Origin of the sequence: Dendrosporobacter quercicolus (assembly GCF_900104455.1) — a bacterium.
In the GTDB taxonomy this organism is placed as follows: Bacteria; Bacillota; Negativicutes; order DSM-1736; family Dendrosporobacteraceae; genus Dendrosporobacter; species Dendrosporobacter quercicolus.
In genome coordinates this window covers 41,835-57,482 of the sequence record NZ_FNHB01000008.1, presented here as the reverse complement: position 1 = coordinate 57,482, position 15,648 = coordinate 41,835, and the positions used below count along the sequence as shown (strand labels likewise).

Here is a 15,648-nt window from a genome sequence, read left to right as displayed (position 1 = left end):
GTATCGTCAGACCAGCGTTAAATATTCCTGCAGCGCGGCCTGCCACTGGCGCATCGGGTCGCCAAGGGTCATTCTCAGCAGATAGTTGTCCAGTACCGAATAGGCCGGCCGTTTGGCCGGACGGGGAAACTCCCCGCTGGCGACCGGCGTTACCCGGACTTTCTTGCCGGACTGTTTAAAGATTTCGCAGGCAAATTCGTACCAGGTACAGTGTCCCTGGCAAGTCGCGTGATAGGTCCCGTAAGCATCGCTGGCCAGCAGTTGATAAATCACCCTGGCCAGATCAACCGTCGAAGTAGGCGTCCCGGTCTGGTCAGCAACCACCCGCAGTTCCTGGCACTCTTCAGCCAGCTTTAGCATCGTCCGGACGAAATTGCCGCCGTCGCCATACAGCCAGGCGGTGCGCACAATATAGTGCCGCCCCAGGATCTGCCGCACCAGCTGTTCGCCCTGAAATTTGGTTCGGCCATACACCGTCTGCGGATTGACCGGGTCAAACTCCCGGTAGGCAGCCGCCGTTTGACCGTCAAACACGTAATCGGTACTGACATAGACCATCCGGGCCTGCTGCTCCAGACACCCGGCGGCGATATTCCTCGCACCGGCGGCATTCACCCGGAAAGCACCGTCGGCATCACTCTCCGCTCCGTCCACGTTGGTATAAGCCGCACAATGAATGACCGCCTGCGGCTTTATCTCCCGCAGTAACGCCCGCACCGCCGTTTCATCGGCAATATCCAGGCGGCGGCGGTCGGCCAGCACCAGCTCATGGTCACCCGCCTGCCGGGCAACCTCCCGGCCCAGTTGACCGTTAGCTCCTGTTACCAATATTCGCATAGCTGCCGTCCTTTCCCTTTCTGCTCACTTCCGGTATTCCGGCAATTGATTCGGCGCAACCGCCGCCAGCCGGGGATACTTTGTATCCTTGTCTGATAATTGTATATCGGCGATCGGCCATTTGATGCCGATATCGGGATCATTCCAGATAATGCCGCCTTCAGCGGCAGGCGTATAAACGTCGGTGCATTTATAGGTAAAATAGGCGCTGTCGCTCAGCACGCAAAAGCCATGGGCAAAGCCTGGCGGCACCCATAGCTGCTGATGGTTGTCGCCGGAAAGTTCGACACCCACCCACTCGCCGAACGTGGGCGAGCCATACCGGCTATCCACCGCGACATCAAACACCGCGCCCTGAATCACCGACACCAGCTTGCCCTGCGGATGGGGCTGCTGATAGTGCAGGCCCCTTAACACGCCGCGCGTGGAAAAAGACAGATTATCCTGGACAAACGGTTCTTTGATCCCCAGCTCCGCATAACGCTGCTGCCGCCAGGTTTCCATAAAAAAACCACGCGCATCGCCAAATACTTTCGGTTCAACAATCAGAACGCCTTCGAGTTTCGTCGGTATGACCTTCATCTTAACCACCACTCCTAAGTCTAGTCGAAGTTATCTTTCTCCCGCCAGCTGCAGCAAATACTGACCATAGCCGTTTTTCCGCATAACCGCCCCCAGCTTCGCCAGCTCATCCCGCGAGATATAGCCCATCCGGTAAGCAATTTCCTCCGGGCAGGCGACCATCAATCCCTGCCGCTCCTGAATGGTGGCAATATAGTTGGCGGCCTGCAGCAGCGAATCGTGGGTTCCGGTATCCAGCCAGGCATGGCCGCGCCCGAGCGTTTCCACCCGCAGGCTGGCCTGCTCCAGATACAGCCGGTTCAAATCGGTAATCTCCAGTTCCCCCCGGGCCGAAGGTTTCAGCGATTTGGCAAGCTCCACCACCTGCCGGTCATAGAAATACAGCCCGGTGACTGCATAGTTGGATTTAGGCGCTGCCGGTTTTTCCTCCAGACTTACCGCCTGGCCGGCGGCGTCAAATTCCACCACGCCGTAACGCTCCGGGTCCCTCACCCAGTAAGCGAACACCGTCGCCCCTTGCGCCTGCTGCGCCGCCTGTTGCAAGGACTGGCTGAAGTTATGACCATAGAAAATATTATCGCCCAGAATCAGCGCACAGCTTTCGTTGGCGATAAACGCCTCACCCAGCAGGAAGGCCTGCGCTAAACCATCCGGGCTGGGCTGGACAACATAGGACAGATTAAGCCCCCACTGCTCCCCAGTGCCCAGCAGACGGACAAAGCTGTCCTGATCCTCAGGCGTGGTAATCAGAAGTATATCCCTGATGCCAGCCAGCATCAGCGTGGTCAGCGGATAATACACCATTGGTTTGTCATGCACCGGCATTAATTGCTTGCTCACCGCTTTGGTAATGGGGTACAGCCGCGTACCCGAGCCGCCGGCCAGAATAATGCCTTTATTTATCGTCATTGCTCTGCCTCCCGTCACTTGCCGCTGCCCAACCGTTCCCGCCGGTAGCTGCCGTCGGTCACTCTGCGGCACCAGTCTAAATTCGCCAGATACCAGTCCACTGTCTTGACAATGCCGGTTTCAAACGTTTCCGCCGGAACCCAGCCCAATTCGCGTTCAATCTTGGCAGCATCAATGGCGTAACGCAGATCATGGCCCGGCCGGTCCGAAACAAAGGCAATCTGCTCCCGGTATGATCTACCGTCAACACGGGGACGTTTTTGATCTAAAATATCGCATAACGTATGAACAATTTCCAGATTGGTCTTTTCGTTACGACCACCAATGTTGTATTTCTCTCCTGGCTTCCCCTTCTCTAACACCCTTAAAACCGCCCGGCAGTGATCCTCGACGTACAGCCAGTCCCGGACATTCCGGCCATTGCCATAGACAGGCAATGGCTTGCCTTCCAGCGCATTGAGCAGCATTAGCGGAATTAATTTCTCAGGGAAATGATAGGGCCCGTAATTATTTGAACAATTGGTGATAATTGTTGGCAGGCCGTAGGTGTGATAATAAGCTCTGGCTAAGTGGTCCGCTGCCGCTTTGGATGCCGAGTACGGTGAATTGGGGGCATAGGGGGTTTCTTCGGTAAAATAGCCGGATGGCCCTAATGAGCCGTATACTTCATCGGTGGAAATATGAATGAAGCGGAACTGGGCTTTCATCGTGTCCTCCAAGCTAGACCAATATTGTTTTGCATTTTCAAGAAGATTAAAGCTTCCATTTATATTGGTTTGAATAAAGGTTGCCGGTCCATCAATAGAACGGTCAACATGAGATTCCGCAGCAAAATGAATAATTGCATCAGGCTGATATTCAGTTAGTAAATTCTTTACAAACCCACTATCACAGATATCTCCCTTTTCAAATGTGTAATGTGAATTACTTTCACAACTTTGTAATGAGTCTAAATTACCTGCATATGTAAGCCTGTCTAAGTTAACAATATGGATATCAGAATTGTTCAAAATAAAACGGACAAAATTACTCCCAATAAAACCAGCTCCGCCGGTAACTATTAAAGACCTCACAAAATTCTTTCCCCTTCCCAATTACTAAATATAGGAATTACTTACTCTTCACACTTCTTATATTAGAGTTCCAATAATTTGAATGCATACTAAAAAGCCTTTTGATACTTATAGGTATTTTTTTTTCTCCTAGGCCTAGTCGATAACCCATAAATTTAAGTCCCGTTCGAATAAATGCAGAAGGTATAAATTTCCATTTATTATTATTTAATAAATATTTCATTTCTGACAATATAAATTTGAATCCTTCACCCTCTGCCCCGCCAAATTGATCTCTTATCCAAGACTCTTTTGCATGAAAAACTCCAATATCAAAATATCTTCTGAATTCCTGCAAAAGGTTGTAGTCATGTGAATGATATACAGAAGAGTCTGCACAATATGCTATCTTCCAACCTGCTAGTAGCATCTTTGCTGCAACATACATGTCCTCACCTAGAATTGTATGTGTTGGAAATCCCCCTATGGCAATTAAAGCCTCTCTCCTGTATGCCGCAAAAGAATTAGAAATAAAAACTGCTTTCATTCCTAATTTTTTTGCATTGTCCATTGACTTTACTTCATTTTTCTCGGGATAATTAAAGAAGCGCGCATGTGCCCCAAGTGGACTAGCATTCTTGTGTGGTAACTGCCGTCCATAAGCAACACCTATTTTAGAATTATCAAAACACCTAATAATATCACCTAAAGAATTATTAGATGTAAAGATTGTGTCTTGTGTAAGAAAAACGAGAATTTCTGCTTGTAAGCATATCTCAACACCTTTTTGCCTTGTTTTACCATGATTAAAATCAGCTTGAGAAATTGTTATGACATTTATACCAAAGCTTTCAGCTAATTTGTCCGTACCATCGCAAGACGACGAATCTATTACTATTACATAAAGCGGTTGGTGTCGTTGTTGCTTTAATGACGTTAATAAATCTTTAAAAATCCTCCCTCCATTATATGTTGGAATAATAACTGCTGTTTTTTTCATATTCACCTCAGATAATTAGCTTTTAGCCTATCTACAGCCTTATTTAAAGTTTAACATCATTCCATATATTCTGTACTGCTTTAATAATACTAGTATCCATTTGTTCATCACTATAATAATTTGCTCTTTCTAAGCCAGACTTAATTTTATTATTAATAATTGAAAAATCATCTAACATTTCAATGGCAGTATACCAGCTTTTTTTATTACCATTCTTTATATATATCGGTATGTCCTTACATATTTCACGAAAAACCTTTATATCTGATGCAATGACCGGGATACCACATGCCATAGCTTCAATAGGAGGAATTCCAAATCCTTCCATCAGAGAAGGGTATACCAACGCTTTTGCATTTTGGTATAATTCAACAAGTTCTTCCTCACTTATATATCTTTCAATAAACTCGACTCTATCGTTCAACTTTCGACTATTCACTATATTTTTAAGACCATCAATATACGCACTTCTATTAGCCACAATTTTCAATTCATATTTATGTGACCATGTTTCGCACATTTCGATAACTTCTTGTGCATTCTTATGCTGCCATGTCGCTCCAACCATCAACAAATAAGGATTTATATTTTTAATATTATTTGAGGGTTTAAATTGTGTAATATTTACACTATTAGAAACAACGCAAACCTTACATGGATCTACCTTATAGCAATCTACAATTAAATCCTTTGTTGTATTAGAAACTGTTATAATACCATCAACCTGTTTAATTTTATAGGGCAATATGTAACGAAAATACACCTTTTGAAGAAAACTATCTGGATAAAAATACGGACGCAAATCGTGAATTGTGATTATTTGTTTCTTGACCCCAGGCACCACATGATGTGTTGTAGTTATTACCCGCCCATCTATTTTGGGAAATAATACAAACGAATATATGTACCATAGCATTGGTCTAAGAAAAGAAACACTAGGTGTATTAGATATAAATGATGGTACACTAACAGATTTAGCTTTGCTAAATTTAAAGTTGTCCGCGTGAATAATATGTAAATCACTATTCTTTAAGTTTTTACTAATACAGTTTATAAAGTTATCTGAATATCTGAATAATCCAGAACCATTTTTCCCTATCCGAGTTAAATTAATATATATTTTTTCAGTCATTTTAAGAAAATCACACCTTTATTTTTTTAACAACTATCATTCTTTTGCTTAATTGGTCGACTAAGTAATTTTATAATAATTAATAATAATAAAATATTCATTATCCCATGAATAAATACAATCTTAAAAGTTATAAAAAAAGAATCCCTCCACAGATTTAGAGTTGCTGCACCTAACAAATAACATATAAAATACTGCAATGATCCTTTTAGTTTAGCAATATATGATAAAATCAAAGTAAAAACTATCATCAAAAAAATCCAGTAAAATACCCCGAAAGCATATATAGCATCTGCTAAAAAAGACATTGCTCCTACCGGTGATACTGATTCAATTGCCGAACTTAAAAAAGGCAGCATAAGATTTCTATCATAAAGCAAATTTATAAATTCATTCCTGTCTACTAAAAATCGCGGTAAACTATATAAAGGTATTGCTAATAACATACCAGGTTGATAAATAAAATTCTCCTGTGCTAAAGCGTTTGTTGCAACAATTAGTGTTAAATCATTAAAGTACGCTTCTACATTAAGTGAATAAAACATCTGACTAATATCAAATTCACTAAGTGCTTTGCCGGATCTTATATAACCAACTATATTACCAACTATTAATGTAGTAGTTGCAAATAGACTGACTTTCCAATATTTCTTATAACGTATTAAAAACATTATTAGTGTAACACCAATTATTTTAATAATAAACATACGTGTTCCCATTGAGAGTCTTAACACTATAAATATTAAAAATAGAATAACTGTTAATAAATTACTTTTAGTCCACTTTTCATATATCATCATTCGCGATATAAACAACAAAAATAATGTAGCAATATTTTCACTTAAATAGGCTATTGGCCCCCAATACCTTAGCATCTCAAGTTCAGAATAATTGTAATCTCCAATATTTAATTCTCCTGATCTATAACTTAAATAATAAAGTATTAAAAAGGCAATTATATGTATAAATAAATAGCATAAAAAAATTGGAGAGTCTACAATTCTTTTTATAGTCGCTAATTTGCTTGGATCCATGGTTTTATTTATCATATTACTTGATAAAAATTTAAAATCAATCAAAGTAATTATTATTAGAAAACTCAACATATAATACATGCTTAAAACTATAGAGCGCTCGTCTAACATATTGCTGAAATCTAGAGACCCTGTTTCAAGTGAATACATTGCAATAATTAAACCGAAACCATATATTATATACGGCCAAAGTAAAAGAAAAGAAAACCGACCCTTTAATAGTAAATAAATTAAAATACTTAATCCAAAACAAAATAACCCTATAATTGTTTCCATATTAACTCCTGCAGCTACATAATAGTTTATGCCATATATTATCAAATGGTAAACTCATAAAAAAAAGCTCAATTAATGGGAGTTTCACGAACTTTCATCAATAATCTTAAATTCTTGATTGCACTAATAGTATCTTTTCGTTTTGTAATTAAGAATATTAGATAAGATAATGCATATATAAAAAATGTAAGCCAAGAATTTATAAACCATCCTACCAATATAAAGATTAATGTCATAAATAATTCTACTAATATATCCTTATATAATGAAATTTTAAGAAGTATAGATAAATAAATTTCAGCCACTATACATCTAAATATTAATAGAAAAACAATTGAAGCTATAGCTAAGTTTAAATTTACTAACAATCCTGTAGTAATAATCGTAATACATACACTCAAAATAAGGGAAATTATATTTATTTTTAACATAAAGTTTTCTCGTCTCAATGTTTTTAAATATGTATTTATAAGTAATGCCATTTTTCCCTCAAATAAACACATAGGAAAAACTAATGCCATATACATAAAGCTATCAATATATTGTGGTAACCAAGACATTAAAATAAGTTTTAGTGGATAAAATATAGTAAGAAGCCCTAACAAAATTACTATCAAGACATCTCTCATCATAACATATACCCCTGATAGATTTTTTTTATTAGTCCGTCTTAATATAGGGAACATAATTATTCCTAAAGTATTTATAAATATAATTATAAAATTAGATACATTAAGAGAAAGTGAAATCTTTCCAAAAGTTTTTACATCCCACGAATATTCTATCCCAAATCTAACTATACCAACGATTAAAATACTTGCTATATTGGCAAATGTCAACTTTATGCCAACCTTAATGTTTTCTAGAATTTCTCTAAAATCAAAGTAAAATGTTGAAATTCCACGAAACACAATATCTTTACAAAAATTCATAGAGTATAACAAAGAAATCAACTTACCAATTAGGTCAGCTATAATCATTAATTTATATTCTTTAATTTCTAGAAACAAAAAAGCAGTAATTAAAAAACAATATGATATTCGATCAACCATGACTATTTTGGCATATTCTTTAATTCTATTTGTAGCCTGCAAAATCAACAAAGGCATAGCTCTAATACCCATTATTATCATACATATAGCTACCGTAACGTAAATATATTGTCTTTCTAACTCTTTAACAAGACTAAAAGTAATAATAATTATAAAACACGCGATTAGAAGCTGTGAAATAACTAGTAGCCAAAATTGTGAAAAGAATAACGACTTATCTAATTTAGAATATTCCTTGCCACCATATCTTAAATATATTCCATCATTCCATCCGAATTGCATCATCCCAACATATGAGGCATAAAATAAATACAATTGCCAATAACCATACTCTTGTATTCCCAACAATTTAGGTAAAATGATCACTACTAAAGTAGAAATAAGTAATGAAACTAAAGTTGAAACAAATGTATAGGAAAAGTTTTCAAGAAAAGTTTTCGCTTTCTCATTCACTTTAAGCTGCCTCATTTATTATATTTAGCAAATCTACTAAAAAAATTTCGCTTAAAATATCCAATTATTCTTTCTATATGACATATTAAAATTCCCTTACCTATAGTTTTTCGAATTCCTTTTGAGTACCCAAATCTTTGAAAATTATCTTTGAAAATTTTCGACTTATGATGTCTTGGGAAAGGACATTGTAAGCTAATGCTATCTTTTATAATATCCTCAGTATTACACTTTCTTACGAATAATTCTGATTTAATAGAATCAAAAAGTTCTTCTCCTTTATTAGTATTTATTAATACGTTTGATGATTTTTTTCGACTAATTTGAAGTTTTGTTTTAATTGACTGAAAACTATCTCCTAACGTAATGTCACTTACCCGCTTATCCTGAGCATAAATACAACTATAACATGATTCTCTAAGATTTATTCCTTTTAAAAATGGCATAAAATAATAATCAATTCCTGAAGATAATTTAAGCAATAATTCATTATTCTCATTCCATAATGTAAAGCAGAAATCGAAAATCCCTCTAAATTTCACTTCATGAACATATTTAAGATTATATTTATCCTTTAGATACAAAACCTCATCTTTAAAATATTTATTTGGGGAAACGCCGTGGCAAACTAAATCGCAAGTCAATAAATTATCGTATTCTGTATCTCCTAGATAAGTATATAGCCCACTTACCTGACATGGAGTTGATATAAATAAAACTTTATAATTTTTCTGTAAATCACTTTTTATTTCCCTGAAAATATATCCAATTGTACTTTGGACATATTTTGATCCCTTAAGTCTTTCTAAATCTTCAAGAATTGAAATTCTCGTACAAACTAAATCCAACTCTTTATTATAACTTGCCCCATAAACAATTCCACCTTCATGTATAATTTTTTCGGCCATAACTGCCGCAATACCACCGGATGAACTACTTAAACTTTTTATTTCATCCTTTCTCCATGAAACAAAAGCTTTTCGGGGAGCATTCATTAAAACCTCTTTATTATTTGGGCATATCTTTTTACATAAATTACAGTTAATGCAACTATCATTTATTTGAGGATAGGTTTCACCATACTCATCTTCCCTTATTTCAATACAATCATTTGGACAAATATTTAAACATGCCGAACAACCTGTACATATACTTTTTTTACATATCATAGGTGCCCATTCATTCCTTCATAGATAAAATTATTTATTTTCTATACTTTCTTAATTATACAAAAACATTGCATTAAACAAAAATTACGTATAAAATGACAAATCATAGCCATCTTTTATTAAAAAGTTAAATTTACTTTTTAAAGTTTCCAAGTTACAATACTCAATTAACATCAATATCAAGTGCATTTTTCAACCACATCAGAGAACGCTTTCTCATATCTTCTAATTTTTTATTTATAATTGTATACTCAATTCCTTTAATCTGACTAATGCAATTGCTATTTGGATCTACATAATAATCTTCTAATCCAAGAATTTCCAATAAGCTATATAGTCTTGAATTTTGAGATTCATTATTATCATCTAAGAAGCGTTTAAATACATAGAAATTTTTATTAAAAATAAGTGAAAAAACTACTGCATGAAATGAGTCTGTACAAATAATTGATGCATTTTCTATTAACCACACAAATTCATAAGGTCCAACTTCAATATAAATTTGGTCTTTCCTAAAAAAGGTTTCTAAACAAAGCGGAATAACAATTAGGGTCAATCCTGTCATATTTTTTATTTCATCAACATGTTTCCAATACTGTTCTTTATCGCCAACAAAATAACAAAGAATATATCCTTCTTTTAGGTTTCTAACATTTTCCTTAATTACTGCATTTAAAGCAAAATTCTGCCATTCTCTTCGTGTGATTAGTAGCGTAGGATCTACAACATGCTCCACTTCATGATCAACCACGTTCTTAATTATTGAGATACCTTGCTTTTCTCGGACACTAATACTTTTATACCTATTTAACAAATCTTTATAAGTTGATTTTGACCAAGCTGGCAAAGCATTAACTCCAAAACTGGCAGCATACGATATTTTGGGGGTAGAATCATTAACAAAATCCAATAAATAGCAACGGTTCAAATAATATGGGTTCCATGCTTGATCACTTCCTGAAATAAAATAATCTGCCCATTCACATAATTTTAATAGTCCCTTTTTATTTTTGATTCCAGCAAATTTATAATTATCTAACATGTATTTTTTATACAAGTTTTCTCGCCTATCTAACCTATCACTAAAGTTAGAGTTGACACTTTTTCTTAATTTTCTATGTAGAATGTTTTTCTTCTTTAAATTAAGTTTTTGACAAAATTTGATCCAAACCCAGTTAATATTAAAGAAATCTATATTCTTATAAACAAAATCATTCAAAATACATTCACAATTTAAATTATTTAGCGCCTTAATGAGTGCATACGCTTGAAGATTTGTTCCATAATTATGAGACTGAAACCAACTCACCAAACAAACTTTCTTTTTTGTACCATTAACTTTGCTCATAGTTACTCCTCATTTTTAATACATATGCAAGATAGTATCCTTTAATATTTAGTAATGGGCTTTAGCGCATTTAACGCAACCTTAAAAATCATGGTCACTCGATTCCACTGTTTTCGTTTTATACGATTCATGATCGTCGGTATTAAACCAATATAAACAGAAATTAGTGCATACTTAAAATGCTTTTTAGTAAATATAAGTCTATTTCTAATTGCATAATAATCAGACGTAAAGCTTCGTTCTTTAAAGTCATTGCTGGAGCCAATGCTATTTCCCTCTTTATGATATACAATACTTTGATATTCATATGCTAATTCGAAGTTTTCCCTGCCACGAGTAATCCAATCAATTTCCTCGAAGTAGAGAAAATAATCTTCACATATTAATCCAACGTCATTAAGGAACTTCTTTGACACCAGCATAGAAGCACCTACAATATAGTCAATTTTTCGTTCTACGGAAATGCAATCAATATTTAAAGATTCAAAGTTAGCAAGTGCACCTATATGTTTGCTTGTCCCCAACCATCTATTATATCGGGCACCGCCTAATGCCTGTACCTTATCTGGATTGTCATAATATAATAATGTAGAACCACATATTCCTGCACTAGGTTTATTTTTCATCCGCTTTATAAGCTGGGCTAATGCTGTGTAATCAACTACCGTATCATTGTTGAGAAGCCAAATATATTCAAAATCATTTTGAATTAATGCATATCGAATTCCAACATTATTACCACCAGCATAACCAAGATTAGAACCTGTTTGAATTAAAATTAAAGGTGAATTTTCCTCATTATCTACCGCACATTGATCTATCTGAATGCGTGTATACTCGGCATAAGGTAGAGGTTTTTTAATAGGAGGTGTAGTCAAGAGTGATATTTTAGAGTCATCTGTAACATATGACTGTATATGTCCATTTGCCCATTGTTTAATTTTATCCAATGAATTATCTATGGATGCGTTATCGCAAACAATTACCGTAAAATTAGGGTAATTACTTCGGAAAACACTTTCTAAACACTCAATTGTATCTTGCCAACCATTCCAATTTAAAATAATGATATAAACTTTAGATGTTTGCATATGCACTCCAAGTCAAAATCATAAAATTATTTATCCATATTTTCACTTAACTATCTATATTAATATGCTCCCTTTCCTTTTATTACAACGACTATAGTTTTAAAAAGCAAGACTATATCCTGCCATAATGACCAGTTACGCACATACCATGAATCCATTTGAACTCTGGAATTATAATCGACATCATTTCGACCACTAACTTGCCAAAACCCAGTCATCCCGGGTCGAATTAAATAATAATCATTAATATATTGCCCGTACTTTTCAATCTCTTCTTTAACGATTGGGCGTGGTCCGACCAGACTCATTTCACCTTTTATGACATTTAATAATTGCGGCAGTTCATCAAGACTAGTTTTTCGGAGAAAATTACCAATCTTAGTTATACGAATATCATCCTTCAATTTAAAGTCACGTTCCCATTCCTCACGCGCACTTAGGTTTTCTTGTAGGTATTTATCAAGCACTTCTTGAGCATTTGGTACCATTGAACGAAATTTATAGCAAGGGAAAACTTTACCTTTGAAGCCAATTCTATTATGAGCAAATATAATCGGCCCTGGTGAATCCAAATATATACGGACTGCGATAACCAAAACAACCGGGAGTATCAACAGTCCACCAATTAAGCTACCGGTTAAATCAAAAGTCCTTTTAAGAAAGCGGTTGTACCCTCTTGCCATGTTGTTGCGTATTTTAAACATGATTGCCTTCTGATTAAAAAAGGCTTCAACCTCAATATTCGCCATTGGTACTCCAAACAAATCAGGAACAATAGTTATATTTTTAATTAGTGGTTGAATGCGATAAACCAATTCGACCATTTTTCCCCGTTCCAATCCAGGAGCAGCTATGATGACATCCTTTACACCACTTTTAAGCAAAGCTTCTTCGACATTATTGAAGTTGCCTAAAAGAGAATATTTTCCTATTAAAGGTCTTTCCTTAAAGTTGTCTTCAATTAAACCAACAATTTTATAGCCCATACCTGGTTCGTCAGCATATACCTGCGAAATTAGTTCCGCAGTTTTACCGGCGCCGATTACCACCACAGGTTTTTGCCACAAACCAATATGTACCAGCAGTCTTTTCAGCAAATATCTTTCAGATACAATATATAGGTAACTAAATACCCAACTTGAAATAATAAATATTCGAGATATTTCCTTTGCTGTGCCAGAAAAATATAACAATCCTGTTGTAATTGCCATAGTAAACAGCGATACTTTAAAAACCAACTCTGCAGATTGCCAAAAAGGAAGACGCTTTGTATATAAACGTTCATATAAAAACAAGCCCAAGTAGATTAATGGAATGATTATATACACATACTTAGATGGTACGGTTAATGGACTTAAACCAGGAAACAGCGTACGCAAAAAAGAATCGCGAAAATAATAGGCAGTCAATAATGCTAAAACTACTACTAGATAATCTGCTACAATTAGCATCAATGGAGCAAGCCATCTTCCAATACGACTTGCAACTGAAATATCATATAGAGATTTTTGTCGAATTGGAAAATCGGGATTACTAGATGACACTCCACTCACTCCTCATTTTGCATTTTTGTTCTCATTACCATAATAATAGTAATAGTACGCATGTTCCTCTTCAATCTCCACGCGATTCAACACAACGCCTAAAATATGGCCTTTGGCCTTAGCCAATAATTCTTTCGCCTTTTGCACCATTTCCGGCCGGTTGCTGCCGGCATTAACGACAAGGACAATCCCATCGACCTTAGCGGCCAAAACCGAAGCGTCGGTAACCGCCACCACCGGCGGCGCATCAATAATTAGCAAATCACAGTTTTCCTTTAAACATTCGACAATCTCCTGCATGCGGACAGTTCCTAGTAATTCAGAAGGATTAGGAGGTATAGGCCCACTGGGGAGTAGCAGCAAATTATCCACTTCGGTCTCCTGCAGTAAATCCAGCGGATTGACTTCTTCCACCAGCGCATTGGTAACCCCTTTGTTGCGTTTTGTGAAAATCTTGTGCTGAACCGGCTTTCTTAGGTCACAGTCCATCAGAATGACCCGTTTGCCGGATTGGGCCATAGCTACCGCCGTGTTGGAGGTAGTGGTTGACTTCCCCTCGCCAGGACCGGAGCTGGTGAACATGATTGCTTTAAGTTCCCCATCGCTTTTGGAAAACTGGATATTGGTTCGCAAGGTGCGGTAAGCCTCGGCAATGGGGGACTTGGCCTGTTCCTGAACAATAAGTCGGCGCTTATTAGACATCGCGTTTCTGCCCCCTTTGCGAGTTTGTAGATAACAATTGTTTCAGCTTATCCCAGAAGCTTGGTTCAGACTCTTTATACTCATTGTCAAAATGAGGAATACTGCCTAACACAGGAAGGTCAAGATATTGACGGACATCCTCAACGGTATGAATCGATTTATTCAAATACTCTACAATAAAGGCCGCTCCCAGCCCGGCAAACAAACCCAGAATGGCAGCAATGACAATATTCAGCGCTTTCTTCGGTTTGATCGGCTCGTCCGGCAGTGTCGCCACATCAATCACCTGGATATCGGTTGGCTGCATCACCTCACTGATCCGGGCTTCCTCATGGCGCTTAGCCAGCATAACATAAATTTCCCTGGCTACCTCCGCATCCCGCATCACTTTGGCTAAGCCCTGTTCCTTGACCGGCAACTTACCAAGATCGGCTTGCCCTTGTTCGACAATTGCAACAATGGCTACTTGCTGGGCGGTCGATGCGGCAATTTGCGCTTCAGCCATTAACTGGCTTTGCAGCAATCCCTGATGGATTGGATTCATAGACGGCGCGTCGGCCGTAATTACCCGGCCGACCTCAGCCGCCAGCTTAGCCTGGGTTTCTCCGATAGCCGCCCTGGTGGCTTTGACCTGCGGATGCTGCTCGGTATATTTTTCTGTAAGTTCCACCAGACTGACTTCCAGTTCGGCCAGTTTGGTTTTATATTGCTGAATTAAAGGATTATCGGCAATAAAGCCTTCTTTCTCAGCCCCAAGCTGCTGCCGGGTACTGGCCAGCTTGCCCTGGGCAGCGGCCATGGTTACGGCATTCTCCGCCGCCAGCTTATTGATCTCAGTCAAAGCGTCGACCAGAGCCTTGGTTTCAACATCCGGATCGGTAATTTTTTGTTCGGTTTTATACTTCTGAAGTTCCTCCTCAGCCTTTTCCACGTCGGCCTTGGACTCCTGCAGACGTTCCCCAATGAACTGGCGGACAACAGTTTGTTCCGATCTGGTCAAAAAGCTTAAACGAGCATTGAATGTATTGACCAGTGTATCAGCCACCAGTTGGGCCTCTTCCGGCGTTTTTGCCGTAACCCTTACCCTAAGAATTTCGGTATCTTTAACCGGCTGAGTAGTAATTCGGTCAAGCATATTCTCATAATCCGGAATTTCTTCCTTATCGGCCTGGGTCTTATCAATCACTTCCTGCACCACAGTACGGCTTTTCAGAATTTCGGCATAAGTCGACATGAGCTGCTTAGTGGCTGATGCATTGCCTGTCGGCAGACTGCTTAACAGCGAATCGGCCAGACCTTGCGGCTGCTTTACTCGCAGGTTGGTTTCCGATTCATAGGTCGGCGGCCAGAGAAAGCTGAGCAATGCTGCGAGCACTACAAATCCGACAAAGATATAACCAATAAGTTTCCGGCGTTTCTTCAAAGTTTTTAGAATATCTCTTAAGTCCAGAGTCGTTTCGTCCACGA

The 15,648-nt window shown here is 37.9% G+C and carries 14 protein-coding genes; all 14 read right to left on the bottom strand.

Annotation, left to right across the window (positions count from 1 at the left end; genetic code table 11):
- Window positions 1-6 precede the first annotated feature (6 nt).
- Window positions 7-837, bottom strand: a complete 831-nt coding sequence (gene rfbD / locus BLR06_RS14305) for a dTDP-4-dehydrorhamnose reductase (protein ID WP_092074276.1) — start codon at window positions 835-837, stop codon at window positions 7-9.
- A gap of 24 nt (window positions 838-861) precedes the next feature.
- The gene (gene rfbC / locus BLR06_RS14300; protein WP_092074275.1) at window positions 862-1,419 is read right to left on the bottom strand and encodes a dTDP-4-dehydrorhamnose 3,5-epimerase; all 558 of its coding nucleotides are present in this window, start codon (window positions 1,417-1,419) and stop codon (window positions 862-864) included.
- A gap of 30 nt (window positions 1,420-1,449) precedes the next feature.
- Window positions 1,450-2,328, bottom strand: coding sequence for a glucose-1-phosphate thymidylyltransferase RfbA (rfbA, locus tag BLR06_RS14295; protein ID WP_092074274.1), 879 nt, complete (start codon window positions 2,326-2,328; stop codon window positions 1,450-1,452).
- Window positions 2,329-2,342: 14 nt separating this feature from the next.
- A complete protein-coding gene (gene rfbB / locus BLR06_RS14290) occupies window positions 2,343-3,401 on the bottom strand; it encodes a dTDP-glucose 4,6-dehydratase (protein ID WP_092074273.1) in 1,059 nt (352 codons plus the stop codon).
- Between the two features lie 37 nt (window positions 3,402-3,438).
- Window positions 3,439-4,380, bottom strand: a complete 942-nt coding sequence (locus BLR06_RS14285) for a glycosyltransferase family 2 protein (protein ID WP_092074272.1) — start codon at window positions 4,378-4,380, stop codon at window positions 3,439-3,441.
- 43 nt (window positions 4,381-4,423) lie between these two features.
- On the bottom strand, window positions 4,424-5,512 hold the full coding sequence (locus BLR06_RS14280; protein WP_092074271.1) for a glycosyltransferase family 4 protein: 1,089 nt from the start codon (window positions 5,510-5,512) through the stop codon (window positions 4,424-4,426).
- A 26-nt stretch (window positions 5,513-5,538) separates the two neighbouring features.
- Entirely contained in the window at window positions 5,539-6,822 is a 1,284-nt protein-coding gene (locus tag BLR06_RS14275; RefSeq protein WP_092074270.1) for an O-antigen polymerase, read from the bottom strand.
- A gap of 68 nt (window positions 6,823-6,890) precedes the next feature.
- Window positions 6,891-8,327, bottom strand: coding sequence for an MATE family efflux transporter (locus BLR06_RS14270; RefSeq protein ID WP_092074269.1), 1,437 nt, complete (start codon window positions 8,325-8,327; stop codon window positions 6,891-6,893).
- 11 nt (window positions 8,328-8,338) lie between these two features.
- Window positions 8,339-9,496: a Coenzyme F420 hydrogenase/dehydrogenase, beta subunit C-terminal domain gene (locus BLR06_RS14265; RefSeq protein WP_092074268.1), complete on the bottom strand. Its 1,158-nt coding sequence runs from the start codon at window positions 9,494-9,496 to the stop codon at window positions 8,339-8,341.
- 163 nt (window positions 9,497-9,659) lie between these two features.
- The gene (locus BLR06_RS14260; RefSeq protein WP_092074267.1) at window positions 9,660-10,844 is read right to left on the bottom strand and encodes a polysaccharide pyruvyl transferase family protein; all 1,185 of its coding nucleotides are present in this window, start codon (window positions 10,842-10,844) and stop codon (window positions 9,660-9,662) included.
- A 41-nt stretch (window positions 10,845-10,885) separates the two neighbouring features.
- Window positions 10,886-11,935 (bottom strand): glycosyltransferase family 2 protein, encoded by a 1,050-nt coding sequence (locus tag BLR06_RS14255; RefSeq protein ID WP_092074266.1) that lies wholly within the window; start codon window positions 11,933-11,935, stop codon window positions 10,886-10,888.
- A 59-nt stretch (window positions 11,936-11,994) separates the two neighbouring features.
- A complete protein-coding gene (gene wbaP, locus BLR06_RS14250; protein ID WP_245698163.1) occupies window positions 11,995-13,479 on the bottom strand; it encodes an undecaprenyl-phosphate galactose phosphotransferase WbaP in 1,485 nt (494 codons plus the stop codon).
- Between the two features lie 12 nt (window positions 13,480-13,491).
- Window positions 13,492-14,181 carry a CpsD/CapB family tyrosine-protein kinase gene (locus tag BLR06_RS14245; protein WP_092074265.1) on the bottom strand — a complete coding sequence of 230 codons (690 nt, stop codon included), beginning with the start codon at window positions 14,179-14,181 and terminating at the stop codon, window positions 13,492-13,494.
- A complete protein-coding gene (locus BLR06_RS14240) occupies window positions 14,174-15,646 on the bottom strand; it encodes a GumC family protein (protein ID WP_092074264.1) in 1,473 nt (490 codons plus the stop codon). Before BLR06_RS14240 ends, BLR06_RS14245 begins: the two co-directional genes overlap by 8 nt.
- Between the last annotated feature and the right edge of the window lie 2 nt (window positions 15,647-15,648).

Coding starts and splice junctions, on each gene's coding strand:
- BLR06_RS14275 (WP_092074270.1), bottom strand. CDS start 6,822: ATGGAAACAATTATAGGGTTATTTTGTTTTGGATTAAGTATTTTAATT.
- BLR06_RS14255 (WP_092074266.1), bottom strand. CDS start 11,935: ATGCAAACATCTAAAGTTTATATCATTATTTTAAATTGGAATGGTTGG.
- BLR06_RS14265 (WP_092074268.1), bottom strand. CDS start 9,496: ATGATATGTAAAAAAAGTATATGTACAGGTTGTTCGGCATGTTTAAAT.
- BLR06_RS14280 (WP_092074271.1), bottom strand. CDS start 5,512: ATGACTGAAAAAATATATATTAATTTAACTCGGATAGGGAAAAATGGT.
- BLR06_RS14245 (WP_092074265.1), bottom strand. CDS start 14,181: ATGTCTAATAAGCGCCGACTTATTGTTCAGGAACAGGCCAAGTCCCCC.
- BLR06_RS14285 (WP_092074272.1), bottom strand. CDS start 4,380: ATGAAAAAAACAGCAGTTATTATTCCAACATATAATGGAGGGAGGATT.
- rfbA (WP_092074274.1), bottom strand. CDS start 2,328: ATGACGATAAATAAAGGCATTATTCTGGCCGGCGGCTCGGGTACGCGG.
- rfbC (WP_092074275.1), bottom strand. CDS start 1,419: ATGAAGGTCATACCGACGAAACTCGAAGGCGTTCTGATTGTTGAACCG.
- BLR06_RS14260 (WP_092074267.1), bottom strand. CDS start 10,844: ATGAGCAAAGTTAATGGTACAAAAAAGAAAGTTTGTTTGGTGAGTTGG.
- rfbD (WP_092074276.1), bottom strand. CDS start 837: ATGCGAATATTGGTAACAGGAGCTAACGGTCAACTGGGCCGGGAGGTT.